This window comes from Parasphingorhabdus sp., assembly GCF_059726685.1.
Window position 1 is genome coordinate 1120818 of the sequence record NZ_AP041068.1, and the last position, 26977, is coordinate 1147794.

General features: G+C 53.6%; 25 protein-coding genes and 1 tRNA gene. 12 read left to right on the forward strand and 14 right to left on the reverse strand.

All coding sequences use genetic code 11. The features are described 5' to 3' along the window. Positions 1-188 precede the first annotated feature (188 nt). Complete coding sequence (locus AC6I9Z_RS05610; RefSeq protein WP_461454151.1) at positions 189-671, forward strand: outer membrane protein assembly factor BamE; 483 nt, start codon at positions 189-191, stop codon at positions 669-671. 35 nt (positions 672-706) lie between these two features. Here the strand turns inward: AC6I9Z_RS05610 and AC6I9Z_RS05615 are convergent, their stop codons facing one another. Continuing rightward, positions 707-2977, reverse strand: a complete 2271-nt coding sequence (locus AC6I9Z_RS05615; RefSeq protein WP_461454153.1) for an NADP-dependent malic enzyme — start codon at positions 2975-2977, stop codon at positions 707-709. Between the two features lie 182 nt (positions 2978-3159). Here AC6I9Z_RS05615 and mutS point away from each other — a divergent pair, with 182 nt between their 5' ends. The 7 genes from mutS (at position 3160) to AC6I9Z_RS05650 (ending at position 10008) form a co-directional block, all read left to right on the forward strand. Continuing rightward, entirely contained in the window at positions 3160-5808 is a 2649-nt protein-coding gene (mutS, locus tag AC6I9Z_RS05620; protein WP_461454155.1) for a DNA mismatch repair protein MutS, read from the forward strand. Further along, positions 5808-6386, forward strand: a complete 579-nt coding sequence (locus tag AC6I9Z_RS05625; RefSeq protein ID WP_461454157.1) for a peroxiredoxin — start codon at positions 5808-5810, stop codon at positions 6384-6386. Before mutS ends, AC6I9Z_RS05625 begins: the two co-directional genes overlap by 1 nt. A 42-nt stretch (positions 6387-6428) precedes the next feature. After that, positions 6429-7358 carry an acetylglutamate kinase gene (gene argB, locus AC6I9Z_RS05630; RefSeq protein WP_461454159.1) on the forward strand — a complete coding sequence of 310 codons (930 nt, stop codon included), beginning with the start codon at positions 6429-6431 and terminating at the stop codon, positions 7356-7358. Positions 7359-7466: 108 nt separating this feature from the next. Continuing rightward, positions 7467-7769: a YggT family protein gene (locus AC6I9Z_RS05635; RefSeq protein ID WP_461454161.1), complete on the forward strand. Its 303-nt coding sequence runs from the start codon at positions 7467-7469 to the stop codon at positions 7767-7769. Beyond that, complete coding sequence (gene folD, locus AC6I9Z_RS05640; RefSeq protein WP_461454163.1) at positions 7766-8668, forward strand: bifunctional methylenetetrahydrofolate dehydrogenase/methenyltetrahydrofolate cyclohydrolase FolD; 903 nt, start codon at positions 7766-7768, stop codon at positions 8666-8668. Before AC6I9Z_RS05635 ends, folD begins: the two co-directional genes overlap by 4 nt. A gap of 3 nt (positions 8669-8671) precedes the next feature. Next, positions 8672-9391, forward strand: a complete 720-nt coding sequence (locus AC6I9Z_RS05645; RefSeq protein ID WP_461454165.1) for a hypothetical protein — start codon at positions 8672-8674, stop codon at positions 9389-9391. Further along, a complete protein-coding gene (locus AC6I9Z_RS05650) occupies positions 9388-10008 on the forward strand; it encodes a MarC family protein (protein WP_461454167.1) in 621 nt (206 codons plus the stop codon). The genes AC6I9Z_RS05645 and AC6I9Z_RS05650 overlap by 4 nt, the downstream gene beginning before the upstream one ends. Here AC6I9Z_RS05650 and AC6I9Z_RS05655 read toward each other — a convergent pair. Genes AC6I9Z_RS05655 through AC6I9Z_RS05665 form a run of 3 tightly spaced genes read right to left on the reverse strand, consistent with a single transcriptional unit; the run spans position 10003 to position 11704 of the window. Further along, the gene (locus tag AC6I9Z_RS05655) at positions 10003-10188 is read right to left on the reverse strand and encodes a Trm112 family protein (RefSeq protein WP_461454169.1); all 186 of its coding nucleotides are present in this window, start codon (positions 10186-10188) and stop codon (positions 10003-10005) included. The two genes, AC6I9Z_RS05650 and AC6I9Z_RS05655, sit on opposite strands and share 6 nt — an antisense overlap. After that, positions 10188-10808 (reverse strand): LON peptidase substrate-binding domain-containing protein, encoded by a 621-nt coding sequence (locus tag AC6I9Z_RS05660; protein WP_109355151.1) that lies wholly within the window; start codon positions 10806-10808, stop codon positions 10188-10190. The genes AC6I9Z_RS05655 and AC6I9Z_RS05660 overlap by 1 nt, the downstream gene beginning before the upstream one ends. 2 nt (positions 10809-10810) lie before the next feature. Next, complete coding sequence (locus AC6I9Z_RS05665; protein WP_461454171.1) at positions 10811-11704, reverse strand: tetratricopeptide repeat protein; 894 nt, start codon at positions 11702-11704, stop codon at positions 10811-10813. 278 nt (positions 11705-11982) lie between these two features. Here AC6I9Z_RS05665 and AC6I9Z_RS05670 point away from each other — a divergent pair. Both AC6I9Z_RS05670 and AC6I9Z_RS05675 read left to right on the forward strand, forming a co-directional pair. Then, a tRNA-Gly gene (locus AC6I9Z_RS05670) sits at positions 11983-12057 on the forward strand. 333 nt (positions 12058-12390) lie between these two features. Beyond that, positions 12391-13383, forward strand: a complete 993-nt coding sequence (locus AC6I9Z_RS05675; protein ID WP_461454173.1) for a polysaccharide deacetylase family protein — start codon at positions 12391-12393, stop codon at positions 13381-13383. A gap of 93 nt (positions 13384-13476) precedes the next feature. Here AC6I9Z_RS05675 and AC6I9Z_RS05680 read toward each other — a convergent pair whose 3' ends face one another. The 5 genes from AC6I9Z_RS05680 to AC6I9Z_RS05700 form a co-directional block, all read right to left on the reverse strand. Further along, a complete protein-coding gene (locus AC6I9Z_RS05680) occupies positions 13477-16935 on the reverse strand; it encodes a TonB-dependent receptor (RefSeq protein WP_461454175.1) in 3459 nt (1152 codons plus the stop codon). A gap of 228 nt (positions 16936-17163) precedes the next feature. After that, positions 17164-17784 (reverse strand): uridine kinase, encoded by a 621-nt coding sequence (gene udk, locus AC6I9Z_RS05685; RefSeq protein WP_461454177.1) that lies wholly within the window; start codon positions 17782-17784, stop codon positions 17164-17166. Further along, entirely contained in the window at positions 17781-18725 is a 945-nt protein-coding gene (locus AC6I9Z_RS05690) for an isopenicillin N synthase family dioxygenase (RefSeq protein WP_461454179.1), read from the reverse strand. Before AC6I9Z_RS05690 ends, udk begins: the two co-directional genes overlap by 4 nt. Positions 18726-18768: 43 nt before the next feature. Then, positions 18769-20004, reverse strand: coding sequence for a NupC/NupG family nucleoside CNT transporter (locus AC6I9Z_RS05695; protein ID WP_109355160.1), 1236 nt, complete (start codon positions 20002-20004; stop codon positions 18769-18771). Positions 20005-20027: 23 nt separating this feature from the next. Next, positions 20028-20597 carry an LOG family protein gene (locus tag AC6I9Z_RS05700; protein ID WP_109355525.1) on the reverse strand — a complete coding sequence of 190 codons (570 nt, stop codon included), beginning with the start codon at positions 20595-20597 and terminating at the stop codon, positions 20028-20030. 167 nt (positions 20598-20764) lie between these two features. On the opposite strand from AC6I9Z_RS05700, the gene AC6I9Z_RS05705 reads away from it, so the two are divergent. Then, complete coding sequence (locus AC6I9Z_RS05705) at positions 20765-21406, forward strand: queuosine precursor transporter (protein ID WP_461454182.1); 642 nt, start codon at positions 20765-20767, stop codon at positions 21404-21406. A 44-nt stretch (positions 21407-21450) separates the two neighbouring features. Further along, positions 21451-22191: a hypothetical protein gene (locus AC6I9Z_RS05710; protein ID WP_461454184.1), complete on the forward strand. Its 741-nt coding sequence runs from the start codon at positions 21451-21453 to the stop codon at positions 22189-22191. On the opposite strand, the gene AC6I9Z_RS05715 is transcribed toward AC6I9Z_RS05710, so the two are convergent. From AC6I9Z_RS05715 to AC6I9Z_RS05735, 5 genes are all read right to left on the reverse strand, one after another. Beyond that, positions 22188-22796: a nucleotidyltransferase family protein gene (locus tag AC6I9Z_RS05715; RefSeq protein WP_461454185.1), complete on the reverse strand. Its 609-nt coding sequence runs from the start codon at positions 22794-22796 to the stop codon at positions 22188-22190. The two genes, AC6I9Z_RS05710 and AC6I9Z_RS05715, sit on opposite strands and share 4 nt — an antisense overlap. Continuing rightward, positions 22793-23266 (reverse strand): c-type cytochrome, encoded by a 474-nt coding sequence (locus AC6I9Z_RS05720; protein ID WP_461454187.1) that lies wholly within the window; start codon positions 23264-23266, stop codon positions 22793-22795. Before AC6I9Z_RS05720 ends, AC6I9Z_RS05715 begins: the two co-directional genes overlap by 4 nt. Positions 23267-23299: 33 nt before the next feature. Further along, a complete protein-coding gene (locus tag AC6I9Z_RS05725; RefSeq protein WP_461454189.1) occupies positions 23300-25543 on the reverse strand; it encodes a xanthine dehydrogenase family protein molybdopterin-binding subunit in 2244 nt (747 codons plus the stop codon). Positions 25544-25545: 2 nt separating this feature from the next. Further along, positions 25546-26025: a (2Fe-2S)-binding protein gene (locus AC6I9Z_RS05730; RefSeq protein WP_301950663.1), complete on the reverse strand. Its 480-nt coding sequence runs from the start codon at positions 26023-26025 to the stop codon at positions 25546-25548. An 86-nt stretch (positions 26026-26111) separates the two neighbouring features. Beyond that, positions 26112-26870 carry a hypothetical protein gene (locus AC6I9Z_RS05735; protein ID WP_461454192.1) on the reverse strand — a complete coding sequence of 253 codons (759 nt, stop codon included), beginning with the start codon at positions 26868-26870 and terminating at the stop codon, positions 26112-26114. Positions 26871-26977 lie beyond the last annotated feature (107 nt).

Here is a 26977-nt window from a genome sequence, read left to right on the forward strand (position 1 = left end):
CCGAATTTCGTTTAAGATATACCCGGCTGGTGACCGCTTATGTTAAGACTACATACAGGGGATATTGATATTTGTACGGCGAGATGCAATGGGCCTTATGATTAGCAGGAAATAAACTGTTATAATCATCAAAGCCAACCCAAATGGCCTAGTAATCTTTGGGGCGGACGTTTTGGAGAATCGAGTTGATGCGTAGCCAATTGAAAATACACGCTGTAATGACCGGTCTGGTTGCAGGCGGGTTGTTGCTTTCCGGCTGTTCACAGGTCCGCGGTCATCAGGGTTATATTGTTGATCGGGTTATTACAGATGCAATTCAGCCTGGGATAGACAACCGGCAGTCTGTTGAGGCATCACTGGGACGTCCGACTTTTACCGGACAATTTGATGAAAATACCTGGTATTATGTCTCCCGTGAAACCAAACAACTCGCCTTTAACTCGCCGACGCCTCGGGACCAGATGGTTATGCGCGTAACTTTTGACCAAGCTGGGAACGTGACTGCAGTGGATCGCACAGGTCTGGAGCTGGTGGCGAGTATCAGTCCGGACGGCGACACGACGCCCACTCTGGGCCGCGAACGCTCTTTCTTCCAAGAGCTGTTTGGCAATATAGGAGCAGTTGGCGCACCGGGTGCGCAAGGCCGTAGTAACGACCCGACCCGACCTTAAAGATTATCCCAGCTGACATGCCAGCAGTGGTGTCGCTATTTAGCGATTCCACTTGCAGCCAGTACTGCCAGCGTCACCAGTTCCGATGCCGTCGATGCCATGGTGGCAATCTGAACCGGTTTATCAAGGCCTACCAGCATTGGTCCGATCACAGCATCCCCGCCCAGTTCGCGCAGCAATTTGGCCGACAGATTGGCCGACTGCAATCCAGGCATGACCAGCACATTGGCAGGACCGGATAGACGGTTAAACGGATAGTTCGCCATCAATTTGGGGTTCAGTGCGACATCGGGAGCCATCTCTCCCTCATATTCGAAACTGACCCGGCGGCTGTCCAATTCAGCAACCGCCTCCCGGATATTCTCCAGCCAGCGACCGGCCGGATTGCCGAAAGTCGAATAACTCAGGAAAGCAACACGTGGTTCATGACCCATTTTCCGGGCCACCGCTGCGGTTTGTTCTGCAATATCGGCCAGTTCCACAGCAGAAGGCCGCTCGTTCACCGTGGTGTCGGCCATGAAAACCGTGTGACTTTGTCCAACCATCACATGAATGCCCTGGGGTGTGCGGTCTTTTTCAATATCGATGACCTTGGCAATATCCTTGAAGGTCTGTGAATAAGGTCGGGTTACGCCAGTAATCATCGCTTCACCCTGATCCATGGCAAGCAGCGCAGAGCCGAAAATATTGCGATCCTGGTTGACCATGCGTTTAATATCACGTTCCATATGGCCTTTGCGGTGCAGGCGTTCATAGAGCATGTTGACCATGTCCGGGACTAGCGGGCTGTTGCGTGAGTTGTGAATTTCAAACCGGTCGGGATCACTAACGCCCAGTTCACTGAGCTTTTCGCGCACGCGATCATCACGGCCAACCAGTACCGGTGTTCCATAGCCGCCATCTTGAAACTGAATGGCTGCGCGCAACACAACATCTTCTTCAGCTTCTGCAAAAATAACCCGTTTAGGGGCTATGCGGCAGGCTTCATAAGCTTGCGTTAGCACAGACGTGGTTGGGTTTAGTCGTGCTTTTAGGCTCTGACGATACGCGTCCATATCGTCGATAGGTTTTTGCGCAACACCGCTGTCCATTGCGGCCTTGGCAACCGCAGCGGAAACCACGTCCATCAAGCGCGGATCAAACGGCGCCGGGATGATATAATCTACGCCGAAAGTGGGTGCTTGCCCGCCATAAGCTGCGGCCACCTCTTCGGGAACCTGTTCGCGTGCCAGTTCGGCTATGGCCGTAGCCGCTGCTACCTTCATCTCGTCGTTGATCCGGGTAGCGCGAACATCAAGAGCGCCGCGGAAAATGAATGGAAAGCCGAGGACGTTGTTGACCTGGTTGGGATAATCCGACCGTCCGGTGGCGACAATAGCGTCGGGCCGGGCCGCCTTGGCATCGGGCGGGGTGATTTCGGGATCAGGATTGGCCATCGCAAAGATAATCGGCTTGTCGGCCATATCTTGGACCATTTCGGGCTTCAACGCGCCTGCAGCGGAGAGGCCAAGGAATACATCTGCGCCCTTCAGCGCTTCGGTCAGGTCGCGGGCATCCGTATCAATCGCATGGGCAGATTTCCATTGATCGACATTGTCGCGGCCCCGATAGATGACACCGCTGCGATCACACATGGTGAGATTGTCATGTGGAACGCCCATCGCCTTGATTAGCGCTGCGCAGGCAATGGCTGCGGCGCCAGCGCCATTGACGACGACTTTGATGTCCTCGACCTTGCGATCAGTCAGCAGGCAGGCATTGATGATCCCGGCTGCCGCAATAATCGCGGTGCCGTGCTGGTCATCATGGAATACCGGAATATTCATCCGGTCGCGCAAGGTTTGCTCGATAATGAAACAGGCCGGTGCGCCAATATCTTCCAGATTAATGCCACCAAAGCTGGGCTCCATCAGCTCAACTGCGTTGATAAAGGCCTCGGTATCTTCGGTATCAAGCTCAAGATCGATGGAATCGACATCGGCAAAGCGTTTGAACAAGACTGCTTTGCCCTCCATTACGGGTTTGGACGCCAGCGCGCCTAGATTGCCAAGGCCCAAAATGGCGGTGCCGTTTGAGATCACTGCAACCAAATTGCCTTTGGCGGTGTAGTCATAAGCGGTCGATGGATCTTCGGCGATAGCGCGGACCGGTACTGCGACACCGGGCGAATAAGCGAGACTCAAGTCCCTCTGGGTAGCCATTGGTTTGGATGCCACAATCTCGATTTTGCCGGGACGTCCGTGAGAGTGGAATAATAATGCTTCGCGTTCAGAAAATTCTACGTTGCTCTCGTTTTTATCGGCCAAATTATCTCTCCGTGATTCAGATTTTGGCATCCCCTGCCAACGTGCTACGCGTCCCGAAACGTGCCTACTCTGAATGATGGGCATTGGGCAAGGCCTGCTACAATGCTGATTTGGAATAATAGAATCCAATTATGGAATTGGACCTCTTTTATGTCCCGCCATAGTTCGCTATCGCTTCTGTCATGTCCACGAAAGTTCAGCAAAAAAAAGCGAAAAAGAAAGCTGATGCGCAGCCAAAGCTGACGCCGATGATGGAGCAATATTTTGCGCTGAAAGAAAAGGCACAGGATTGTTTGCTGTTCTACCGGATGGGCGATTTTTTCGAACTGTTCTTTGACGATGCCAAGCTGGCCTCAGCGGCATTGGATATTGCACTGACTTCGCGCGGGAAAAATGCTGGGGAGCAAATTCCGATGTGCGGTGTACCGGTCCATGCGGCGGAAAGCTACCTAGCGAAACTGATCCGTGCCGGTTTCAAAGTGGCGATTGCCGAGCAGACTGAAACCCCCGCGGAGGCAAAAGCACGGGGCGGGTATAAGGCTTTGGTGGCGCGTGACATTATCCGCTTTGTTACGGCTGGTACGTTGACTGAAGATACGTTGCTTGATGCGCGATCGGATAACATGTTGGTGGCCGTTGCCGAAGTGCAGGGTCAAATTGGGATCGCCGCGAGCGATATTTCGACCGGCGATTTCGAACTGATGCAGATTTCCGGTGATGAGCTGACCGCCGAACTGTCACGGATAGCGCCGTCGGAGGTTATTTGCAGCCCTTCGTTGGCGGCGCGGCTGGAAGCGGCTACCGAGTGGCCCAAAGAGGATTTCGACAGCCAGAAGGCAGGGCGTAAGCTCAAGGCGCTTTTCGGGGTTTCAACACTGGATGGCTTCGGCGATTTTGCGCGGAGCGAACTGGCCGCGGCTGGTGGGTTGATCGCTTATATCGAACATGCGACTCAAGGGGATACGCCGTTTTTGAAACCCCCGGTGCAGCGCCATGCGGGCGAATATCTACTGATCGATGGGGCCACGCGGGCGAGTCTTGAAATCGAAAGAACGATGGCGGGCGAGCGGAAAGGCAGCTTGCTCGACAATATCGACCGTACGGTGACGCCGGGCGGCGCGCGCCTGCTTGGCCGCGATCTTGCTGCGCCCCTTTTTGAAGAAGCGAAGATCAACCTGCGGCTCGGCGTGGTACAATGGTTTCACGATGCGCCCGCCATCAGGGATGCTGTGCGCGATGCGCTGAAAGCGATGCCGGATATCAGCCGTGCGCTTGGCCGGATATCGGCGGGACGCGGCAGCCCGCGCGACCTTGGACAGATTCGCGATGGCCTCAGCGGCGGGCGGCTTTTACGCGAACAGCTGGCACTGGATATGGCGCTGCCGGACTTGATGAACGCTCTGCTGCCCGCACTCGATGGCCATGGAGCAATGGTCGATTTGCTGGAACGAGCTTTGGTTGAAACGCCGCCGACGGATATGACCAATGGCGGCTATATTGCCACTGGCTATGACCCTGCGCTCGACGAATTGCGCAGCGCCGGGTCTGATGGGCGCAAGGCAATTGCGACCCTTGAAGGGCGCTACCGCGAAGCGACCGGGATAAACACGCTGAAGATCAAGCATAATGCGGTTCTGGGCTATTTTGTAGAAGTGCCAGCGCGCCATGGCGACAGTTTGATGGCCGAAGATTCCGGCTTTGCGCATCGCCAGACACTTGCGGGTGTGGTGCGGTTCAATTCGACGGAACTTCACGAGGAAGCCGTGCGGGTAACACAGGCGGGAGCCCATGCACTGGCCGCTGAAGCCGCACATTTTGAGGAACTGGTCGACAGGGTTTTGCAGCGCAAGGATGCCATCGCGATCAGCGCCGATGCTCTAGCGCGGATTGATGTCGCATCCGCTCTCGCCGAGCGCGCGGTTGAAGGGCAGTGGTGCCGTCCTGAATTTGCAGATGGCAATGTGCTCAATATCAAAGCCGGACGCCATCCGGTGGTCGAGGCGGCGCTCAGTGCCTCTGGTGATCCGTTTGTCGCGAATGACTGTGCTTTATCCAATGATGAACGGCTTTGGCTGGTCTCCGGCCCTAATATGGGCGGTAAATCGACCTTTCTGCGCCAGAATGCACTGATCGTTATCCTGGCGCAGGCGGGCGGTTTCGTGCCGGCTGTCTCAGCTCGGCTCAGTCTGGTGGACCGTCTGTTCAGCCGGGTTGGAGCGTCCGATAATCTGGCGCAGGGGCGCTCGACCTTCATGGTGGAAATGGTCGAAACCGCGACGATTCTTAGTCAGGCGACGGAAAAGAGCTTTGTCATTCTTGATGAGGTGGGACGGGGCACGTCAACCTATGACGGCCTAGCGCTGGCATGGGCTGTGGTCGAAGCCGTGCATGAAACCAATCAATGCCGCTGTCTGTTCGCAACCCATTATCACGAACTCACAAGGCTCGCCGATCGGCTTGATGCCATGTCTTTGCATCATGTCCGTGCACGCGAGTGGAAGGGGGATCTCGTATTGCTCCATGAGCTCGCTAAAGGCCCGGCGGATCGTAGCTATGGTCTGGCCGTCGCTAAGCTGGCGGGTATTCCCAAACCCGTTCTGAAACGGGCCAAGTCGGTTCTGGATAAACTCGAAGCTGGCAAGGCCGAAACAGGTGGTCTTGCCGCTGGGTTGGGCGATTTGCCATTATTTGCTGCAAGCCTTGCCGAAGAGGAGGAGCAAACCGATATGTTGAGAGAAGCATTGAAGGATTTGGATATTGATGCGTTGAGCCCGCGTGACGCGCTCGATCAGCTTTATGCTCTCAAATCCGTACTGGAACAGGAAGAATAATGAACCGTTGGATCATCATCGTCATGTCTGTGCTGCTGTTGGGCGGGGCTGCCTATGTCTATAGCTCCCGCAGTGCCAACGCAGAACCACTAGAAGTGGGAGCCGCCGCTCCTGATTTTGAAACCACTGGCGCACTGGCAGGCAAACCATTCGAAATCAGCTTGTCGGAAAAATTGGAAAATGGACCAGTTGTACTCTATTTTTTCCCCAAAGCTTTTACTGAGGGCTGCACGATTGAGGCCAATATGTTTGCAGAAGCGACCGCCGATTTTGAGGCAGCGGGTGCCACAGTCATCGGTATGTCCGGCGATGACATTGACACGTTGACAAAATTCTCGGTTGAGGAATGCCGCGATAAATTTGCCGTAGCGAGGGCTGATGAAGCCGTGATGGATGGCTATCAAGTCCGCATGGAACCTACATTGGCGCTCACCAACCGGACGAGCTATGTTATTGACCAAGATAGCAAAATTGCGTTGGTTCATAGTGCGCAGGATCCAAAAGGGCACGTGAAAATGACGCTAGCTAAAGTGAAACAACTCGCGCGCGCAAAAGTCGCTGCGCCGCCTGAAACTTGATAAACATGTTGCATTTGCCGTGAAGCTGGATTGAAAGACCGCATGACCGACCACCAAACCAATCACGCACCGGATCCTGCCATGCTGGCAAAGGCCGAGACACTCACCGAAGCTCTGCCTTATTTGCAGCGCTACGCGGGAAAGACTTTCGTCGTCAAATATGGCGGCCATGCGATGGGTGATCCTGCATTGGCGCGCAATTTTGCAGAGGATGTCGTGTTGCTGAAAGCCGTCGGCATAAATCCTGTCGTTGTCCACGGAGGCGGCCCGCAAATTGGCGCAATGCTGGAGCGGGTTGGGGTTGAAAGCGAATTTGTTGATGGACTGCGGGTGACGACCAAGGAAACCGCCGAGATTGCGGAGATGGTCCTGTCTGGTGCGATCAACAAGGAGCTGGTGAGCTGGATAGAAAAGGCGGGCGGCAGTGCCATTGGTATATCTGGCAAAGACGGCGGCTTTGTCAAAGCCGCCAAGCTGCGCCGCACCGCCCGCGATCCGGACAGCAATATTGAACGGATCATTGATCTCGGTTTTGTTGGTGAACCGAAGCGAGTGGATCGCAGCGTGGTTGACACTATCTCGACCGCTGGCATGATCCCGGTCATCGCTCCAATAGGCGTGGGAGAAGATGGTCATACCTATAATATCAATGCCGATACAATGGCAGGTGCCGTCGCGGCTGCACTTAGGGCCTCTCGATTGTTTTTGCTGACCGATGTGGCAGGCGTGCTGGACAAGAAAGGCGAATTGCTAACTGATCTAAACCCTACCGACATCAAGCGTCTGCAGAGCGATGGCACGATATCGGGAGGGATGATTCCCAAGCTGGAAACTTGCGTCAATGCGGTGATGAGGGGAGTGGATGCAGCGGTGGTGCTGAATGGCCGCGTGCCCCACGCGATGTTGCTTGAAATCTTTACCAGTCAGGGGGCTGGCACATTAATCCGGGATGATTTTGAAGCGGTTGATTAATTTCCGAACTGTATTATATTATTGATACACTAATTTGTTGGCATAGATTGCTTGGCATTAGCCATCACAATCGTTTAATGGCCATCACAAGATAAAAAGGTTTCGGTCATGTTTTACGCCCTATTTCAGATTATCAGCATTTTGCTGACCGTCGCGATTACTGTCATCATAGTGCAAGCGATTATGAGTTGGTTGCTTGCGTTTAACGTGATCAATTTGCAAAATGACATCGCTCGGGCGCTCTGGACCACGTTGGACGCGCTAACCGCACCGATTTACCGGCCTATCCGGCGGATCATGCCGGATTTCGGATCGATTGATTTGACTCCTATGGTGGTGATTATCGGTATCATAATTCTGCAGGATGCTATTCTACCTCCGCTCCGCGCGGCACTCATACCCGTTTTATGACCAAGAACGGGGCGGCGATAATCAACGGCAAAGCCTATGCCGCAAGTCTTCGCGAACGTATCAAGGCCGAAGTCCCGAAATTTCAGGAACAGACAGGGCGGGCGCCCGGGCTTGCTGTGGTGCTGGTCGGCGACGACGCCGCGAGTCAAGTCTATGTCGCTTCCAAGCACAAAGCGACCATCGCCGCTGGCATGGAAAGCTTCGAACACCGCCTTTTAGCGGACACAAAACAGGAAGACCTGATCGCTCTGGTTGAAAAACTGAACGCAGATCAGGCTGTGGACGGGATATTAGTCCAATTGCCCCTGCCGGATCACCTGGATGAAAAAGCAGTCGTCATGGCGATTGACCCTGACAAGGACGTTGATGGCCTGCATGTTATCAATGCCGGCAGGCTGGCTAATGGAGAAGAGGCGTTGACGCCCTGTACCCCGCTCGGCAGTCTGATGCTGCTCAAAGATCAGCTCGGCGATTTGTCGGGTCTGAATGCAGTGGTTGTTGGCCGGTCGATATTGGTCGGCAAGCCGATGGCGCAGCTGTTACTTCGCGAAAACTGCACCGTCACCATGGCGCATAGCCGGACGCGCGATTTGCCGGACGTGGTGCGCCGCGCCGATATTGTCGTGGCCGCGGTTGGCCGCGCGGAGATGGTAAAGGGCGATTGGCTCAAAGATGGCGCAGTGGTGATTGATGTCGGCATTAACCGGCTTGCACCCGAGGCCGGCAAGGAAAAAGGCCGTCTGGTAGGTGATGTTGCCACAGCAGAAGCGATGGATCATGTCCGTGCAATTACGCCGGTTCCGGGCGGGGTAGGCCCGATGACCATTGCTGTGCTATTGCGCAATACATTGGTCGCTGCATCAATGCGTGCGGGCCTGGTTAAGCCTGAAGGATTTTAGTTTATGAAGCGATTGTTGGCAGCGTTCGGAATGGCATTGTTGTTGGCGAGCTGTGCCAGTAATGGTCGACCCAATGATCGTGAGCGGTTTTTGCGGGCCGCAGGCAAACCGGTCGCTAATCCCAGCGATATTGTGAAAGCCGAATTGGCCTTTGCCCGGCTGGCCCGGGAAGAGGGACAATGGACAGCCTTTCGCGAAACCGCAGCCGCTGATGCAATCATGTTCACGCCGGAGCTTGTGAACGCGCAAGTCTGGCTAAAGGGCAAGGCGGATCCGTCGCAGGCAACAGAATGGCAGGCGCATAAAATATTCATGTCCTGTGACGGCAGCATGGGTGTAGCAACCGGTGCTTGGCAGGGCGCAAGCGGTGGCACTGGCTATTTTACGACTATCTGGCAAAAACAGGATGCCGAAAGCCGGCGTCAGCGCGGCAAGGACGTGGAATGGAAATGGATTTTCGACCACGGCGTCCCGTTGGATACGCCTTTGGCCGAACCGGATTTCGTGACGACCAGAGTGGCCAGCTGCGCCAAAGGCATGCCCACTGCCTCTGCCGCTGCACCTAGCGGTGAGAAAATAAAAAGCGGATTTTCTGCGGACCGTACCATGTTCTGGAGCGCTGAAAGCTCAGCCGACAAATCGCGGTCTATATTGGTGCGTGTGTGGGATGGTAGCGCATGGGAAGATGTTATTTTTGACGATGTGGCGGCGCCGATCAAATGACCGAGCTATTTGTTTCTGCCCTGATCACATTTTTCGTGGCGATTGATCCGCCAGGCTGTGCCGCAATTTATGCCAGCATGACAACCGACGCGAGTCCTCGCCAGCGACGTGCAATGGCATTTCGCGCGATATTTGTTGCGACGATAATATTGCTGATCTTTGGCTTTTTTGGCGAGGCCCTGCTTCATGCGATGGGTGTCAGCCTTGACAGTTTCCGGATAGCCGGCGGGATCATGCTGTTCATTATTGCGATTGAAATGGTGTTTGAAAAACGCACGGAACGCCGTGAAGGCCGGGCGCAGGAAATTATCGATACGCCAGAGATTGAGGATGTGTCGATTTTTCCGATGGCTATGCCGATGATCGCTGGCCCGGGCTCGATCGCGGCGCTGATGCTGTTCATTGGCCGCAGCGATGGTTGGAACGAGCAGCTGATTGTGCTTGCGGCCATGGGTGCCATCCTGTTGGTCATGCTGGTATCAATGCTGGCAGCCGGCCCGTTGATGAAAATATTGGGTCAGAAAGTCGAAACCGTTATTACTCGCGTGCTCGGTGTGATCTTGGCGGCGCTGGCGATTCAATTTGTGGTTGATGGCATAAAGGCCAGCTTTCTATAATTTTCGCGCTTCCTCTATCAGCATGACGGGTACGCCTTGTTTGATCGCGTAAGCTACGCCTGCAGCTTCGCTGATCAATTCCTGTGCCGCTTCATCATAGACCAGCGGTGTCCGCGTCATCGGACAAACCAATATTTCCAGCAGTTTGGTGTCAAATATCTCGGCCGGGACATTAGACATTATTGAAGCGTCACACGGCCTTCGTCACCATCTTGCCGTCCGAAGAACTCGAGCAACTGGATGATGAGTTCTGCGCGATTCGAAAGACCATCAATTTCCAGTAAAGCCTGTTTGGATGCCGCATCGAACGGGGCAATCTGGGCGATACCGTTGACGAACGCGGTGTCATCGAGCCGTCCGATACTGTCCCAATCCACCTGATATCCCTGCAGTTCGGCAAATTTGCGCGATTCTATTTCGAGCGCAGCCCGTTCAGCGCTGGCCAGCACCTCATCCTGCTCCGCATTTTCTTCAATCTCAGCTCGCACCTGACGAAAAGCCGTGGATGCGTCCAGCTCTTCTATAACCCGAAACCGGGAAACGCCTTCCAGTACAATATTGAACCGTCCGTCATCCATCGCTTCAATGTCGATAATCTTACCAACACAGCCAACATCGAACAGCTGCGGTACATCGCCATCTGTCTTTGGCTGGATCATCCCGATTTGCCGATCACGCGCCATCGCATCGTTGATCAGGGCGCGGTAACGTTCCTCAAAAATATGCAGCGGCAAGTGCATGCCAGGGAACAGCAGCGCGCCAGCCAAAGGAAAGATCGAGATGCGTTTGGTTTCGGTCATATCTACCCGAACAATATCGCAGACAGCTTGCGACGGGTGGCTGATACCCATTCGTCTTCCAGACCGACCACTTCAAACAATGACAGCAGTTTTGCCCGTGCGGCACCATCATTCCAGTCCTTGTCAGCCTCGATAATTGAAAGCAGATGATCCGCCGCGCCATCATGATCACCCGAAGCAATCATGGCGCTGGCCAGATCAAAGCGGGCCTGATGATCCTTTGGATTTGCAGCAACAGCAGCTTGCAGGGCATCTGCTTCACCATCATCCGGCTTGTCTTTCGCCAGCGCCAGAGCAGAGCTGGCCCGCTCAATAGCCGGATCGCTGGTCATGGCATCCGGAATACCTGCCAAGGCGGCTTCTGCTTCGGGCAAGTGGTCGGCAAGAACCAAGGCTCGAATCAATCCACCAACGGCCTCTGCGTTGTCGGGGGCCATATCCGCGATCTGTGCAAATATTCCCGCAGCTCGCTCACCATCACCCTGCCCGAGTACTTCTTCTCCCATAGCAAGTAGCGGAACAATATCTTGTTTCGGCTCTTCACCGTTGCCCGCGCCGACGGGGAGCTGTTCCAGCAACTGGTCGAGAATCTGCCCTAATTGGCTTTCGGTGCGCGCTGAAGTCAGATCAGCGACCGGTTTCCCCTGAAATATCGCATAGACGGTGGGAATCGACTGGACCTGAAATTGCGATGCGATGAACTTGTTCTCATCAACATTCACTTTGGCGAGCATGACACCTTTGTCGGCATAACTGGCCGCGACTTTCTCAAGCACCGGCGTCAAGGCTTTGCACGGCCCGCACCATTCGGCCCAGAAATCAAGAATCACCAGCTTATTCATGCTGGGCGCGACTACGGCCTGTTGAAATTCTTCAACCGCCTTCTGTTCGTCCACTGTTAATCCTGCTGTCGCCAATTTTCGTTCCCTTATAATTTTGGCCGGTTCCCCGTTTCAGATCCGCTGCTTTAGGACCATTTTTCAAGGGAATCGCGTAGTGATTTCTAATATAATCGCAACTTATGTGGGGTCGAACCCACCAAAGCCAAGCATATTTTTACTTTTCATAGCCATGGATTGCAAAATGGGGCTTGCCGGGCTGTATAACCCATGCTAACCGCGCGCCTCAACTGCTGATGACGATAGCATATCACCCAATGTCACAGCAGCGCCGAGCGGGCGTAGCTCAGGGGTAGAGCACAACCTTGCCAAGGTTGGGGTCGAGAGTTCGAATCTCTTCGCCCGCTCCATTTTTAGCCAAATATTGTCGATGACGTTGATCTGTTGCTGTTTAAGGTGGGTTTGCTCATGCCGGCACATGTTTTTCGACTGGAACCGGGATACCGATCAAGGCCTCACGCTTGTCATCATAGCATCTTTGGAATTTTAGGCAGGAACGCCCTGGAGAGGCTGTTCAGCGCCGAGAATTCTCCTCTACGGCACCGGCATCTTCCTTGGCTTAACGGGTTCCTAACGGATTGCAGTCTATATTCCACTCGGGGGAATTTATATGATGGGCCGGGCAGCGGCCGATTGATTTTTCAAAACCAGAACAGGTTGAAAGACGAGGGCATCTGTTGGTGATGGGCCATAATGTATCAAATATTATGCTGACCGTTGACACGGAGCTTTCTGCTGCCCTGCACCAGCAAGGATTGAGCGCTGCCGCCAATTTTGACAGCTCGATACTTGGGCGCTGTAATGCGGGCGATTTCGGGATTGTCCATCAAATGAACCGACTGGATGATTATGGCCATAAAGCTGTGTTCTTCATCGACCCCATGCCTGCGCTGGTTTACGGAGAACAGATCGTCGCGGATATGGTTGGCCCGGTTGTCGAGCATGGGCATGAAGTGCAGCTGCATATGCACACGGAATGGCTGGAATGGGCAAAGGATTCGCCGGTGGAAGATCGCTGGGGACGTAACCTAGCGGATTTCGACTTTGAGGATCAGGTACGATTATTGAAATTTGCAACGGGTGTTCTAACAAAAGCTGGCGCGCCGACGCCCACTGCTTTTCGGGCCGGAAATTTCGGGGCAAATGACGACAGTCTGCGAGCTTTGCGTACAGCCGGACTGATCTGGGATTCAAGTTTTACGCCTTGCTCCTCCCTACGGCATTGCAAGATCAACGTGCCGAAAAACCAGATTGCACCTGTTTTGAAAAGCGGCGTGGTGGAATTGCCGGTGGCCGGAATATGGGACGGGCCAAATGCGATCAGGCCGGCGCAGATCTGCGCTCTCTCGACGGCGGAAATGAAGGCGGCGATGGTTCATGCCTACATGGAACATCATCCCGTTTTTGTGACTGTAACGCATAGTTTTGAATTGCTGTCCCGCGACCGGTCACGCCCCAACGGTTCAGTGGCGAAGAGGTTCGATCAAATCGCCGCCTTTATCGCCGCACATAACGGTTTGCAAACATCCGGTTTCAACCAGTTGTCGGCCAGCAGGCTGCTTGACCATGAGCAAAGTTTTACCCGGCTTGGCCCAAAGCGATTGCGTGCCGCGATGCGAATGGCAGAGCAGCTATGGGCAACCTGGCGATATGAGCGCAGCGTGATGCCGGTTTGATGGAGGTGGTAGTCGCACGCAAATAAAAAACGGCGACGCTTTGCAGCGCCGCCGTCATTTGGATTCACTAGGTCCGACTATTGAAGTCAGAGATTAGAATTCGTAGCGAACGCCGACTTTGATAGCCCAGCGTGATGGCAGAACATCTACTTCGTTGTCGCTGCCTTCTCTAAACCCGGTGATGATATATTGTCCGGTGGTGTCATCAATATCGCCATCAACCAAGTCAAGACGACCATCTGAAGTTCGATTACGACGGGCATTTCCGTTAGAGTCCAAGAAGTTCAGGAAGTTATCAAACACCCCAAAGACCTCAATCTTGTCTTCAATGCCGAACAAGGAACCCGGGCCCGGAATTTCCTGAGACAGGCGAAGATCCAGATCGTAATACCAATCGTTGTTGCAGGTATTGCGCGAGATTGTTCGGCCCGCAAATCCCCGAATACAGCTTTCACCCGCAGCAAAGTCCAGCAATTGCTGCACTGCTCCACCTGCACTCAAGTCGGAAGCCGGTGAGAGGTTTGGATCATCCAGCCCGGTTGGAATGTAAAGCAATCCAGCATCACGGCTTGATGAAATTTCATCGAAGCCAGGGTTGCCATCAAACGTTACGCTGTAGGGTAACCCGGATTGAGCAGAAAAGAAAAATCCGAAGGTCGTTGCATTGTCGCCAAAGAACGTTTCTTCAAAGTTCGCCGCGAAGGTAATGTTGTGCCGTACTTCGAAATTTGAAGTCGATACAGCAGGATTCTGACGATCAAATGCAGCCGTTCGCGTGAAATTTGAAGTCGCCGTTGAACTGGAAGTATCGCGACGGTTATTTGAGTCTGTCCAAGCATAGCCCAGTGATACAAATACGTTACCGCCGTCTGTGAAAATTCCTCGGTCGAAGTTCTTCGACAAAATTGCTGAGACGGTATGGCTGTTAAATGCATCTGCATTGGTCAGCTGAATTTCGTCTTCGCGGCGGGTATTGAAGCAGGCGTCACTTACGTTGGTAAAACCACCGTTCGTTCCGGTACCCTGAAAGACTGCATCACAACCCGCATTCAGTGGATCAATGGACGAGTAAAGTGGGCGTCCGTCGATCGTGAAGCCGTTCAATCCCTTGTTTGGGTCTATCGCGTAGGTCAGGTCTACAAAGTTGAAGGGATTGCGGTTGCGGCTGAAGATATAGTCGACGTTCAGTCCCCAGTTGCTGAAGAAGCCTCCATCATTGGTGCCGAAGCGCGTCGCTACGCCCAGATTGGCCCGCAATACAGTCGGGATTTTCAGATTCGGATCTGTGGATTGAACAGCTGCAGCGCCTGCTTGGGCAGAGTTTACAGCCGCATCAACCGCACACTGTGGTATACCAGTAAAGTTTCCGCCACCCGGTGTGACGTCGACCTGTCCACCGGCTGTCAGAGCAGCACATTCCGCGTCTGACAGTCGACCGATTGCAGAAGCAAATCCATCGTTTGAGAAGGCATTTGAGAACCAAACAGTTGGATCACCACCAGAAAAGACGCCAACGCCGCCTTTAATCTGGGTATTGCTGAAAAAACCGTCATTGAACATATTATAAGTAAAGCCCAGTCGCGGCAAAATCACGGGGTCCAGGTTTCCGAATGATACTGCATTGGTAAATCCATAACGCTGCTGGAACAGTGGATTTGCTCTCGGAGCATCTCCGCTATACCAATCCACACGGATACCACCCAGCAAATTCAGCTGATCTGTTGCCTGCCACTCATCCTGTGCATAGATTGAAAAAATTGTGCGTTCAAATGATGCTGATGCATCGTTGATGTCACCGGTGGTAGATGATGAAATAAGAAAACCGTCTGTAGCACCGTTAATCAGATCATCCGTACCAAAGAAGGTGTTGAACGAAGATCCGGTATTGAGGAGGCCTTCGCGCAAGGCATCTACATTGGCGAAGTTGAACATCCCAGTAGCATTGATTGCAAACAGGTTGAAAACATCTGCGCGATTGCCTTCAATGCCCAACGTAAACGTATGATCTCCAGTTTCCAACTGACCTTTTACCTTAAACTGATCAATCGTTTGTTGCAGGTCATTTGCTGAACGAAACTGGCCGGGGCCAGCTTCAAAGAAACCTATTTCACATCCGTCAGTATCGGGAACACATCCGGTCGGATTGGTGACGCCAACGCGGATAATTGGAATCGGGTTGCCATTTTGTGCTTCGCCACCGTTAATGGGATCCTGGATATCAGTAATCTCGGAGCGCGATAGACGGATTTCGGTGGAAAAATTATCCGTCCATTGCGAGAAGAGACGGCCAGAGAAATAGTCTGACTTGGTGCCTTCTACGCGGAAGCTCTGCAAACCAGTTGCAACTGTGCTTCCCAATGAATCTTCAAACTGTTTGGCTTCGTTGAGATGCTGATAAGACAGTTCGAGCCGGTGGTCGTCGTTGATAAACCAGTCAATGCGGCCAAAATAGCGCTCGTTGCGCTCAGGATTTGTGCGGACCAGCGGGCCTACTTCGATGCCATAAGTGTTTTCGATAATGCCGGCGATTTCATTGAATGTTGCAAGGTCAATAAAGTCTTGGACATTGGGATAGCCTGCACCAATCGGACCATCTGTGACCGGAACGCCCGAGAATTCGGCTTGCTCATATCCGGCATGGAAGAACAAAGTGTCTTCGATAATTGGACCGGATAGTGTGGCACCCCAACGCTTGTTGTTAAAAGGAGATGGCGGGGCGGAGATACCGCCAGCAGTATCGCCGGTCAGTCCGTCGTCCTGATATTCAAAAAACGCCGTGCCATGAAAATCATTAGAGCCTGATTTGGTTACAACGTTGATGGCACAACCGGTAAACTGGCCATATTCCACATCAAATGGAGCAAGCTCCACAGATGTTTCTTTGATGGAATCGAAAGGTAAGGGAAGCGAGTTGCGTGACGCGAAGGGCGTACCATTCAAGCCGAACGTGTCGGCCTGCACCACCCCATCGACTGTAAACGTATTTGCGCGGTCATTTGCGCCCAAGCAGGTAACGCGGTCCACTGTGCCGCCTTGTTCGCGGCTCAAACTGACGCGCGGATCAATTCGGATTACGTCACGAATATCGCGGTTAATTGTTGGGACGCTTTCCAATACGTCCTGGTTGAACGCTTGGCTTGGGCCGATCGCGAGTTGTGTAACGTTGGCGCGTTGTGCGGATACAATAATGATGTTTTCATCCGCGCTGCTGGTCAAAGTGAAGGTCAGTGAAGTTTCACCCGACAAATTGATAAATGCGTTTTCTACGGTCTGACCTTCAAAGCCCGCAGCTGTAGTAGTTACAGAGTAGGGACCACCCGTTTGCAGGCTGCTGGCACCGAAAGAGCCGTCTGAGCTGGTTGTTAATGTCCGTTTCGCGCCTGTGCGGGTGTCGGTAATAACAACCGTCGCACCGCTTATCGGGGACCCGGTTTCATCAAGAACCGTTCCATCAAAGCCGGATGTTGTTTGCTGCGCGGCGGCTGGTGTGGCTAGCAGGCCTGCTGTGGAAAGGCTGACAACGCTGGCTGCCAAAAGATATTTCATTTTCATGTTCGATTTCCCCGTACTGGTCTTCACAGTGATAAACATCTGTCGAAGACGCCGAAGGCAATCTTCTCGGATGTCGCTGGAAGCTCCCTAGAGGCCTAAAATGACAGTTTTGTCACAACCGCAACCAATAAATTTTGCATTGCAGCAATTTATTTTTATCCACAATTTATCAAGGGGTTGGAATCTTGCCGCGCAGAGCAGGCAGGATTAGCTGCGCTTTGATTTATCTTATTGAATTATATCAGTTATTGATTTTACAATTGCCGAAAAATCACTGGTAACAGCCGTTTTCGACTGTTGCGAATTTATCACGATGTCTGCATGGGTCTGTGAAGGTTCGACAAATTTATCATGCATCGGATCGACTTGGTTGGCGAATGCCTCGCGCACCGAGTCGGCGGTTCGGCCACGTTCCCGGACATCCCGCTCAAGCCGCCGTTTAAATCGAACGGCGCTGTCGCAGCGCACGAATACCGACAGATCGAATATTTCCCGCAAAGGTGCGTGGTGCAATATCAATATGCCGTCGACCAATATGATCGGGCGCGGTTCGGTCAGCTGTGTTTCCAATTTAGGCATGTGGGTTGGAAAATCGTAAAGCGGGCGTTGGATAGATGCTCCCTGTTTGAGCAGGCTCAATTGCGCGCACATCTTGTCAAAATCCACGGCATCGGGATGATCGAAATTCGGACCGCCTTTCCCTTCCGGTGCATCGCCATAACCGAAGAAATAGTCGTCTTGCGGCAGGATCACACATTGCTCTGGTCCCAATGCTTCATAGATATGTGCGGCGAGAGTTGATTTGCCCGAACAACTGCCCCCGCTAATCCCGACAACCTTCGGGGTCATGCCAATCCAATTTCGCGCAGGCGTTCCATCAGATAGTCATGCGCCGTAATTGGCTCCGGATAGAGATCAGAGTGCTCATCATCCACGCATTGCGGCAAGGTTTCTATCAGATAGTCCGGTCGGAAATGCAGGAAGAAGGGCATGGAATAGCGTGAATGCCCACGCCTTTCCGGTGCAGGATTGACGACCCGGTGCGTCGTCGAGGGCAACCGGTTGTTAGTAAGCCTTTGCAGCATATCACCAATATTAACCGCAAGCTCGCCCGGCTTTGGGGTTACCGGACGCCAGTTGCCTTGTTTGTCGAGTAGCTCAAGCCCTGCTTCCTCTGCACCGATGAGCAAGGTAATTGTATTGATATCCTCATGCGCAGCGGCCCGTACCGCCGGGGAGTCTGCTGGTACAGGCGGATAATGAATCAGACGCAAGATACTGTTACCGTCGCGCACGGTGTCGTCGAAAAAATCAGGATCCAAATTGAGAAAGCGCGCAATCCCCTCCAATATCCGTTGCCCTGCCCGGTCAAAGGCGGCGAAGAGATCCAGATAGCAATCGCGAAAGCCATCCACTTCGTCAGGCCAGATATTTGCACTCATGAACGGTTCAAATTCGTGACCTTCCGGCAGTTGCCGGCCAATATGCCAGAACTCCTTAAGATCATGGATGTCCGAATCCTTTGCGGCCTCGGTTCCGAAAGGTGTGTAGCCGCGTGCGCCACCACCGCCTTCTACATAATATTTCCGCTTCACATCATCTGGTTGCGCAAAAAAAGCGCGGGACATTTGTTCGGCCTTTGCAATCAAGTCATCCGGGATGCCGTGATCAGCAATAACTGCAAAACCCCAATCGGAAAAGGAACTGCCGATGCGCGCGGCAAAGGCATCCTTGTCCTGATCAGCCAAGGTTAGTGAAATAGATGATAAAGTGTCGTGGGTTTCGGACATGGCTCTATGATGCTCTGCTAATCGGGTTTGTCAATCTATCGGGTCAGCCGAGGCTTAACAACAGACCGGCCAAAGCCGCGCTCATCAGGTTGGCCAGCGACCCGGCCGCCAGTGCTCTCAGGCCAAGGCGTGCGATTACAGGGCGTTGATTGGGGGCCAATCCACCAGTGACCGCCAGCTGGATGGCGATCGACAGGAAGTTGGCAAAGCCGCATAGGGCGAATGTCACGATTGCTACTGTCGTCGGGGATAGGGTATCAGCCATGCCGCCGAGATCGCTGAATGCAACAAACTCGTTCAGGACAACCTTGGTCCCGAAAAGTCCGCCGGCTGCAAAAGCCTCTTCCCATGGCACGCCGAGTAGAAACATGATTGGACCGAATACGTAGCCAATGATTTGCTGGAAGCTCAGTCCCGGCTGGCCAAACCAGCCGCCAATGCCCCCCAATATGCCATTGGCCAAAGCGACCAGAGCGACAAAAGCCAAAACCATGGCACCCACTGCAACGGCAATTTTTACACCGGTTTGTGCACCCATGGACGCGGCCATGATAATATTCGCGGGTTTTTCTTCTTCATAGTCAACGGCGACGACCAGTTCTTCTGGTGCTTCGGCATCGGGATTATCCGGCATGATGATTTTCGCCATCATAATACCGCCTGGTGCTGACATGAAAGCGGCGGCGAGCAGATAGTCAATGCGGATGCCCATGGACGCATAGGCAGCCAATATCGTTCCCGCCACACCGGCCATCCCGACGCTCATGACGGTAAAAAGCTGAGATTCCGTGAGCTTCGCCAGATACGGCCTGATAACAAGCGGGGATTCGGACTGGCCAACGAAGATATTCGCTGCGGCGCAGAGAGATTCGACTTTCGATATGCCGGTAACTTTCTGGATCCCGCCGCCGACCCATTTGATGATAAACTGCATCACGCCAAGATAATAGAGAATGGATATCAATGCAGAGAAGAAGATGATCACCGGCAGCGCGGCTATGGCAAAGCTGTTGCCGCCCATTTCTGGTGTCGCGAGCGGGCCAAATATGAAATTTGTGCCATCCGCTGCATAGCTGAGCAGGTTGGATACACCCGTAGACATCGCCTCGATAACGTTTTTACCGGCAGGTACATAAAGCACGAGGACAGCGATGCCGGCCTGCAATGCGAATGCCGCGGCGACAACACGAAGGCGGATATTGCGCCGTCCGGTTGAAAGAGCGACGGCGAGCGAGATGATCACAGCCATGCCAGCCATGCTTGTCAAAATAGCGGTCATTTAGCGATCCATTCCCATCAGTCTTACCACGTTACTTCCCCCTGCGACCCGGTGTACGCCGATGTCAATTGATCCAATATGTCACCAATATCGTCACTCAAGATAAGCTGCTCGCGGCGAGCGGATGACATGAAGCCATGCCCTGCGACATTATCCAGAAATGCAGTGAGCGAATCCCAATAGCCGTTGACGTTCAATAGCCCAATGGGTTTGCCGTGATAGCCAAGTGCTTTCCACGTCCATGCTTCAAATAGCTCGTCCAGTGTGCCGATGCCGCCCGGTATCGCCACAAATCCATCGGTGAGTTCAGTCATTTTCGCTTTGCGTTCATGCATGGATGTAACGACATGAAGCTCGGTAAGGCCGGTATGTGCAACCTCATGGTCTTTCAGCATTTCGGGTATGACACCATAGACCTTGCCCCCGCCCGCCAGGACAGAATCGGCGATAATCCCCATCAGGCCCAGGCGTCCGCCGCCAAAGACCAGGTCGATTCCACGCTCGGCCATCACTTGACCCAATTTTTTTGCTGTCTGGGCGAAAGCAGGGTCACCCCCGGCACTTGCACCGCAATAAACCGCCAATCTTTGCACAAATTCCCCTTTTGGATCGACCAATATCCCCGCAAATGCTTCTGACTATACCATCACACAAGCACTTCCGATTCCTCCCTAGAGGAAATTGGCCGAGAGTCACGATTCCTTTTTCTGGTCGACTTTTGGTGCTTTTTTTTCGATCCGGACCGCGCTAGGCAATAAAGATGACAGCGATTTCAGAAACAAAGCACATCCCTCGGGGTCTTTTCGTCATTTGCGTTTTATACGGCGGCATGGCGAGTTTGGCGGGGATTTTGGGTAACAAGCTGGTGGCGCTTGGACCATTGGCGGTGGAAGCCGGTATATTCGCTTTTATTCTGCTGGTTGTGTTGGCTGGAGCAGTAGCCGAGGTTTACGGCCGGGCCACGGGCAATCGAATAGTGGTTTTCGGATTCGTGCCCATCATCGTGTCGATGATATTGATCCAGCTGGTTTTGGCCTTGCCCCCCGCATCATTCTGGGAAGAAGAAAAGCGCGTTGCCTTTGACATTATACTCAACCAGTCGACCAGGCTGATGTTCGCGGGGATCATTGCCTATGGGACATCCCAGCTGCTCAATGTTTTCATTATCACAAGGCTGAGAGGGGAAAGCGGGAAGCTGTTATGGCTCCGCAGCATGATTGCAGGAGTGGTGAGTCAGGCCGTTGATACGGTGATTTTCATCTCGGTCGCCTTTTACGGCGTTGCGCCATTGATGAAAATCATGCCGGGTCAGCTGTTGGCAAAAGTCATATTATCCGCCGTCTTCGTGCCGCCGCTGGTCTATGGTATCGTGCGGATGGCCAGGCGACTTGACGCGGAGTGAAGGTTTTTCCGCTCTCCTTATTCAAATGGCTAGCATTCGGCTGCATGGCCTTCATTGCCGCTTGCTCAGCACCGGCCGAACAACCCGCTCCATCCCCTGACACTAATATTGTCACCATAGTCGGAGCGATTCATGGTCAGCACCGCCGCAGCGAAGATTATTCACTGGCGGTCTTGCGGGCAGCGATTGTCAAATTTGAGCCCGATGTCATCATGGTTGAATTGCCGTTCGAGCGCTTTGCCAAGGCATCTGCAAATTACGAAAAATTTGGCGAAGTCCGCGAGAGCCGGGCGGACGACTTCCCCGAACTGACCGATGTTGTTTTTCCGCTGCGGCAAGAGCTCGGTTTTGAAATGGTCCCGGTTGCGGCTTGGACGCAGGAAATTGCCGATGACCGGCGTGCCGCGTTGGCGCTGCTGGAAAAGGATCCGGCCCGAGCGCAAGAGTGGGCAGCATATCAAGCCGCTATCGCATCTTATGGTCAGGCGGTCAGAGGGCGTTCCGATGATCCTCTTTTCATTCACAGCGAGGCCTATGATAGCGCCGTAAAAGAGCGGCAGCAGGTCTATGAGAAGCTGTTCGGTAAGGATCTTGGGCCAGGCGGTTGGCAGGATATCAACGCGGCCCATTATCAGACAGTCTCTGCTGCGCTGGATCAGATCAAGGGGCAGGGCAAACGGATATTGATACTCTACGGTGCCTGGCACAAATATTGGTTTCTGGAGCAACTGGAGACACGCAACGATATCCGGTTAGTGGATGCGGCGAACCTGTTTAAAGACTAGCGGCGAATCTCTTCACGGTTTTCTATCGCCAGTATCTCGGGTGTATCAATATCGAGCAAGCTGCCTTCCGGAGCGGATACAAGATGGGCTGTCTGCAACAGTTTTCTGGCACCTTGATCTCCCCCAAGGTTCTGAAGTGCCGAAAACTGGCTGGACGGGAAGATTGCAGGAGGCATGATCTTGTCATCGTCGCCCGATCCAACGATTGCCTTGCGGTCACGATTCTCAAAGGCCTGAGACAGATTCCGGATATGCTGACGTTTGATATAAGGCATGTCGGCCAGGCAGATATACAGGGCTCCGACACGGCGCTCCGCCGCAAGCTGTGCTGCGCATCGAACTGACGTGGCTTGGCCCTCGGCGGCTTGATCATTGACGATTATTTCATAGCCCATTTGGCGCCACCCGGTCGCGCAGGGATGATCCAGATCAGATGTGATGATAATGCGGTGATCAAACGCCAAACGGGTAAGGGTGTCAGCCGCATGAAAGCCTAGCATCCTGTCATGCAGGAGCGCAGTCAGCTTGTCTTCATCACCAAACCGGCGGGACTGCCCTGCCGCAAGCAGGGCGAGCATAATTCCGTCACTAGCTGTTTCGTTCAATTGGCAGACACATTTTCGATATAAGCAATAATGGCCTCACGCCTTCCAGCGTCGGTAATTGCACCGGCCATCATCGTGGTCCCCGGAACCTTGGCGGCCGGATTGGCGATATAGGCATCCAGTTCCTCTTCGGTCCAGGTGATCCCTGAAGAGGCCAAGGCGTCAGAATAATTGAAGCCTTCAACGCTGGCCGCCGCCTGGCCGACAATGCCATAAAGATTGGGGCCAACCCGATTGGCACCGTCTTTTTCGACGACATGACAGGCGATGCATGTGTTGAATGCTGCCTTGCCGGCTGCGATCAAGCTATCATTTGCTTCTGCTGCAGGTGGGGTTGTATCGCTATCTGGAGCTTCAGCACCTGGCTCACGAACGACAATCTGCTCTGTCGGTCCGGGCGCAGGGTCCGAACCGCAGGCGGCCAGTGTAACTACCAATATGGGCGCAGCTGCGCGGAACAATACTGTCATCAATTTATCCTTTAAGGGTCAGCGCGAATGGCCTTAGGCGAAATCCACTTTGCTAAGCGGCAGTTCACGCACGCGTTTACCTGTGGCAGCGAAGATTGCGTTGGTAACGGCGGGTGCCAGTGGCGGTAATCCCGGTTCACCTGCTCCGCCCAAGCGTTTGTGATCACCATTGATGATCCCAACTTCCACTTCCGGCATCTCGTTGATGCGCAGGATCGGATAGTCATGGAAATTGCTCTGTTGAACAGCGCCATCCTTGACCGAGATTTCGCCGTAGAGCGTGGCGGTGAGGCCGTAAGCAATACTGCTTTCCATCTGTGCCGCAAAGCCATCAGGATTGACCGCAAAGCCAGGGTCTGCCGCGACGTAGATTTTCTTCACCTTCGGTTTCGCGCCGGTCATGTCAACTTCTGCCACTTCCGCGACAATGGTGCCGAATGATGGCACGAAAGCAATGCCCCGGCCATGGCCTTCGGGCAGTGGTTTGCCCCAACCAGCCATTTCAGCGGCCTTGTCCAGAACCGCCAGATGACGCTTCGATCCCGCAAGTAATTCGCGGCGATATGCATAGCCATCCTTGCCTGCCGCATGGGCCAGTTCGTCAACGAAGCTTTCGATGAAATAGCCATGCTGGCTATGATCCACAGACCGCCAAGGACCGAAACGCAAATGGGTCGGAACATCGATTTTGCGGATCTTGTGATTGGCAATATTATAATAAGGTACGGTGGGTGCTTCTTGCGGGTCGAACAGGTGCGTATGGATATTGCTCCAACTGACCGCCTTGCCGTCCTTGTCCAGACCGGCCTGGAACCGGCTGGTGGCCGACGGTCGATAATGATCGTGCATCGTGTCTTCTTCACGCGACCAGATCATTTTTACCGGATAGGGAACTGCCTTGGCGATGCGGGTTGCCATGATAATCGCATCATTTTCCGACCGCCGTCCGAACCCGCCGCCAAGATAGGCATTGTGGTAGGTCACGGCATCTGTATCAATGCCCAGTGTATCGGCTGCCGCCTTGCGGGCCATGAGCGGGGCCTGGTGGCCAGACCAGACATCACATTTCCCGTCCCGCACCCAGGCGGTGCAGTTCATTGGTTCCATCGTGGCATGGGCGAGGAAGGGGACCTTATACTCGGCTTCAACCTTGGTGGCTGCCCCCGCAAAAGCCTCCGTGACGTCGCCTTGCTCGGTCTCGACATCGCCGCCGTCGTCGCCGGCTTCGTCCAGCACCGTTGCGTAGCGCGCAAACAGGGCATCCTGATTGAGCGTGTCGCCTTCAGTCTTGGAATATTTGGCGTCGATCGTGCCAAGCGCTTGCTGCGCTTGCCAATATCCATCGGCAACCACAGCGACAAAATCACCCATGTTCAGGATTTGCAGGACACCGGGCATGGATTTGGCGGTATCGACATTCATGGATTCGATGGTCGCACCAACCACGGGCGCGGCTTTCACCGCGGCATATTTCATGCCGGGCAGGTCCGCATCAATGCCAAATAGCGCCGTGCCATTGGATTTTTCGGGAATATCATGGCGGGCCATGGCCTTGCCCATCAGCTTATAGTCTTTGGGCGACTTCAGCTTAGGTTTGTTTGGAAGACCTTGGTCCGCAGCGGCGGCGGCAAAGTCTGCAAACGGAGCTGATTTACTGCTCTTGTCGTGCAGGATCATACTGTTTTCTGCGCGCAATTCACTGGCAGGAACATTCCATTCTTCTGCCGCAGCGGCGATCAGCATTTCTTTCGCAGCCGCTCCGGCCACCCGCATGGCGCGCTGTCCGGTTCCGCGAACCGAGAAACTGCCACCGGTAATCTGCAAGTTCATGGCCGTGGCCAGTTGCAAGAAGGTTCCACCAACCGTCGGTTCCAATATGGCCGGCACTTCCAGATTGGGGGCAAGGAACTCACGGCCAATATCATGCGAAACATATTTTGCGTCTGCCGGCGCTTCCAGGATCCGCACTTTGCTCCAGTCCGCATCCAGTTCGTCGGCAAGCATTTGCGCCAGCGAGGTGAAAACACCCTGACCCATTTCGACATGGGGAATGATGGCCGTGACAATATTGTCGGCATCAACCTTCACCCAGGCATTGATCAATTGCTCGCCTTTGCCCTTGGCAACCATTGGGCTTAGCCGCTCAACGGGGTTGTCCGGGCGAACCGCGACGCCGATGACTAGCGCACCGCCAGCAACCACACCGGCACCAATGAAGGCGCGGCGGGTCCATTTGCCTTTTTTGGGGGCTGTTTCAGAAGTTTTTGTATCCGCCATAATCAAGCCTCCTGCGTTTCTGAGGACGTGCCAGCAGCAGTCTTGATTGCTTTGCGTATCCGGACATAGGTTCCGCATCGACAGATATTACCTGCCATCGCGGCATCAATTTGTTCGTCGGTGGGATTAGGGTTGTTTTTGAGCAAGGCAGTGGCCGACATGATCTGACCCGACTGGCAATAGCCGCACTGGGCCACCTGTTGATCGACCCATGCCTGCTGAACCTTGCTGAATGTTCCGTCTTCTTCGGCCAGACCTTCGATGGTGGTGATTGCTTTGCCATCAGCCTCTGAAACGGGGGTTGAGCAAGAACGGACAGGCTTGCCATCCAGGTGGACGGTGCAGGCTCCGCAAAGCGCAACGCCGCAGCCAAATTTGGTTCCGGTCATTTTCAGATTTTCGCGTACTACCCAAAGGATAGGTGTTGCCGGATCGACATCGACATCCTTTGCTTCGCCGTTAACATTCAGTGTAATCATCAAAGCCTCGTCCCAAAATAAATATCATTATGCAACCTATACCGCACAGCTTCGTGTTTGGCAAAGAGGTACAATAGGACAGGGTCCGTTTACGCAAATATATCTGTCAGCGAGTCGGTCAACGGCCCTTCTTTAACCGTACGAAGTTCAACATAGACGGCCGCGACGCCGGCGGCTTGAACCGCTGCGACTGCGGTTTCTGCAACCATGGTCAGAATAACCGATGCGGTAGAGTTAAAAAAGCCGATCCCCTCGGACATGCCGGACAAGGTTCCTGAGGCTATCATGAAAATTATGGCGAGCAAGAACATCATGCCTTTTGATCCCGAAGCGAGCTCCGCGCTACGTTTTAGAGATTCCGTTATACTGAGATTTTCAACGACCATTGCCGGCACAGCCACCATCCACATCAACATCAAAATCACGCCGGGCACAATGAACAAAACCAGCCCCAATATTATTCCCAGCAGCGACAAAATCGCCAGTCCGATAAGCGACAAAAATCTTTTCATCGCTTCTGCAAAACACAGACCGATATCAACATCCTGCCCTCGCATATCGCGGATGGTTGCAACAATCAGCATGGCCTGAAGCAATACTGCCAGAATGAAATAGGTGATGAAAACACTGATGCCAGACACCATGAGTGCCAGCCAGTAATCCTCCACGTCGGCAAAAAACGCATCGACAATCGGGCCGGCCAGTTGATCCGGATTCAAAGCCAGAAACTGCATCAATCCATAAGGCAGTCCTGCAACGATCAATGACAGGCCTAGAAACACAGCGGGATGCCGTGCGATGACCGCGAAGGTGGCGCTCATGACGCGGCCGATGTCAAAACTTTTCATGTAATAGCCCCGATAATATGCGTCGGTTTATTCCTGCTCCGACCGGAGCTGTCAATTGCCCAGTACCAGATGAAATGCGTCGCCGTGGATCATCTTCGCCCTTGCTC

Excerpts from the sequence above, each read along its gene's own strand:
- AC6I9Z_RS05610 (WP_461454151.1), top strand. The coding sequence starts at position 189 with ATGCGTAGCCAATTGAAAATACACGCTGTAATGACCGGTCTGGTTGCA.
- mutS (WP_461454155.1), top strand. The coding sequence starts at position 3,160 with ATGTCCACGAAAGTTCAGCAAAAAAAAGCGAAAAAGAAAGCTGATGCG.
- AC6I9Z_RS05625 (WP_461454157.1), top strand. The coding sequence starts at position 5,808 with ATGAACCGTTGGATCATCATCGTCATGTCTGTGCTGCTGTTGGGCGGG.
- argB (WP_461454159.1), top strand. The coding sequence starts at position 6,429 with ATGACCGACCACCAAACCAATCACGCACCGGATCCTGCCATGCTGGCA.
- AC6I9Z_RS05635 (WP_461454161.1), top strand. The coding sequence starts at position 7,467 with ATGTTTTACGCCCTATTTCAGATTATCAGCATTTTGCTGACCGTCGCG.
- folD (WP_461454163.1), top strand. The coding sequence starts at position 7,766 with ATGACCAAGAACGGGGCGGCGATAATCAACGGCAAAGCCTATGCCGCA.
- AC6I9Z_RS05645 (WP_461454165.1), top strand. The coding sequence starts at position 8,672 with ATGAAGCGATTGTTGGCAGCGTTCGGAATGGCATTGTTGTTGGCGAGC.
- AC6I9Z_RS05650 (WP_461454167.1), top strand. The coding sequence starts at position 9,388 with ATGACCGAGCTATTTGTTTCTGCCCTGATCACATTTTTCGTGGCGATT.
- AC6I9Z_RS05655 (WP_461454169.1), bottom strand. The coding sequence starts at position 10,188 with ATGTCTAATGTCCCGGCCGAGATATTTGACACCAAACTGCTGGAAATA.
- AC6I9Z_RS05660 (WP_109355151.1), bottom strand. The coding sequence starts at position 10,808 with ATGACCGAAACCAAACGCATCTCGATCTTTCCTTTGGCTGGCGCGCTG.
- AC6I9Z_RS05675 (WP_461454173.1), top strand. The coding sequence starts at position 12,391 with ATGGGCCATAATGTATCAAATATTATGCTGACCGTTGACACGGAGCTT.
- AC6I9Z_RS05680 (WP_461454175.1), bottom strand. The coding sequence starts at position 16,935 with ATGAAAATGAAATATCTTTTGGCAGCCAGCGTTGTCAGCCTTTCCACA.
- udk (WP_461454177.1), bottom strand. The coding sequence starts at position 17,784 with ATGACCCCGAAGGTTGTCGGGATTAGCGGGGGCAGTTGTTCGGGCAAA.
- AC6I9Z_RS05690 (WP_461454179.1), bottom strand. The coding sequence starts at position 18,725 with ATGTCCGAAACCCACGACACTTTATCATCTATTTCACTAACCTTGGCT.
- AC6I9Z_RS05695 (WP_109355160.1), bottom strand. The coding sequence starts at position 20,004 with ATGACCGCTATTTTGACAAGCATGGCTGGCATGGCTGTGATCATCTCG.
- AC6I9Z_RS05705 (WP_461454182.1), top strand. The coding sequence starts at position 20,765 with ATGACAGCGATTTCAGAAACAAAGCACATCCCTCGGGGTCTTTTCGTC.
- AC6I9Z_RS05710 (WP_461454184.1), top strand. The coding sequence starts at position 21,451 with ATGGCCTTCATTGCCGCTTGCTCAGCACCGGCCGAACAACCCGCTCCA.
- AC6I9Z_RS05720 (WP_461454187.1), bottom strand. The coding sequence starts at position 23,266 with ATGACAGTATTGTTCCGCGCAGCTGCGCCCATATTGGTAGTTACACTG.
- AC6I9Z_RS05725 (WP_461454189.1), bottom strand. The coding sequence starts at position 25,543 with ATGGCGGATACAAAAACTTCTGAAACAGCCCCCAAAAAAGGCAAATGG.
- AC6I9Z_RS05735 (WP_461454192.1), bottom strand. The coding sequence starts at position 26,870 with ATGAAAAGTTTTGACATCGGCCGCGTCATGAGCGCCACCTTCGCGGTC.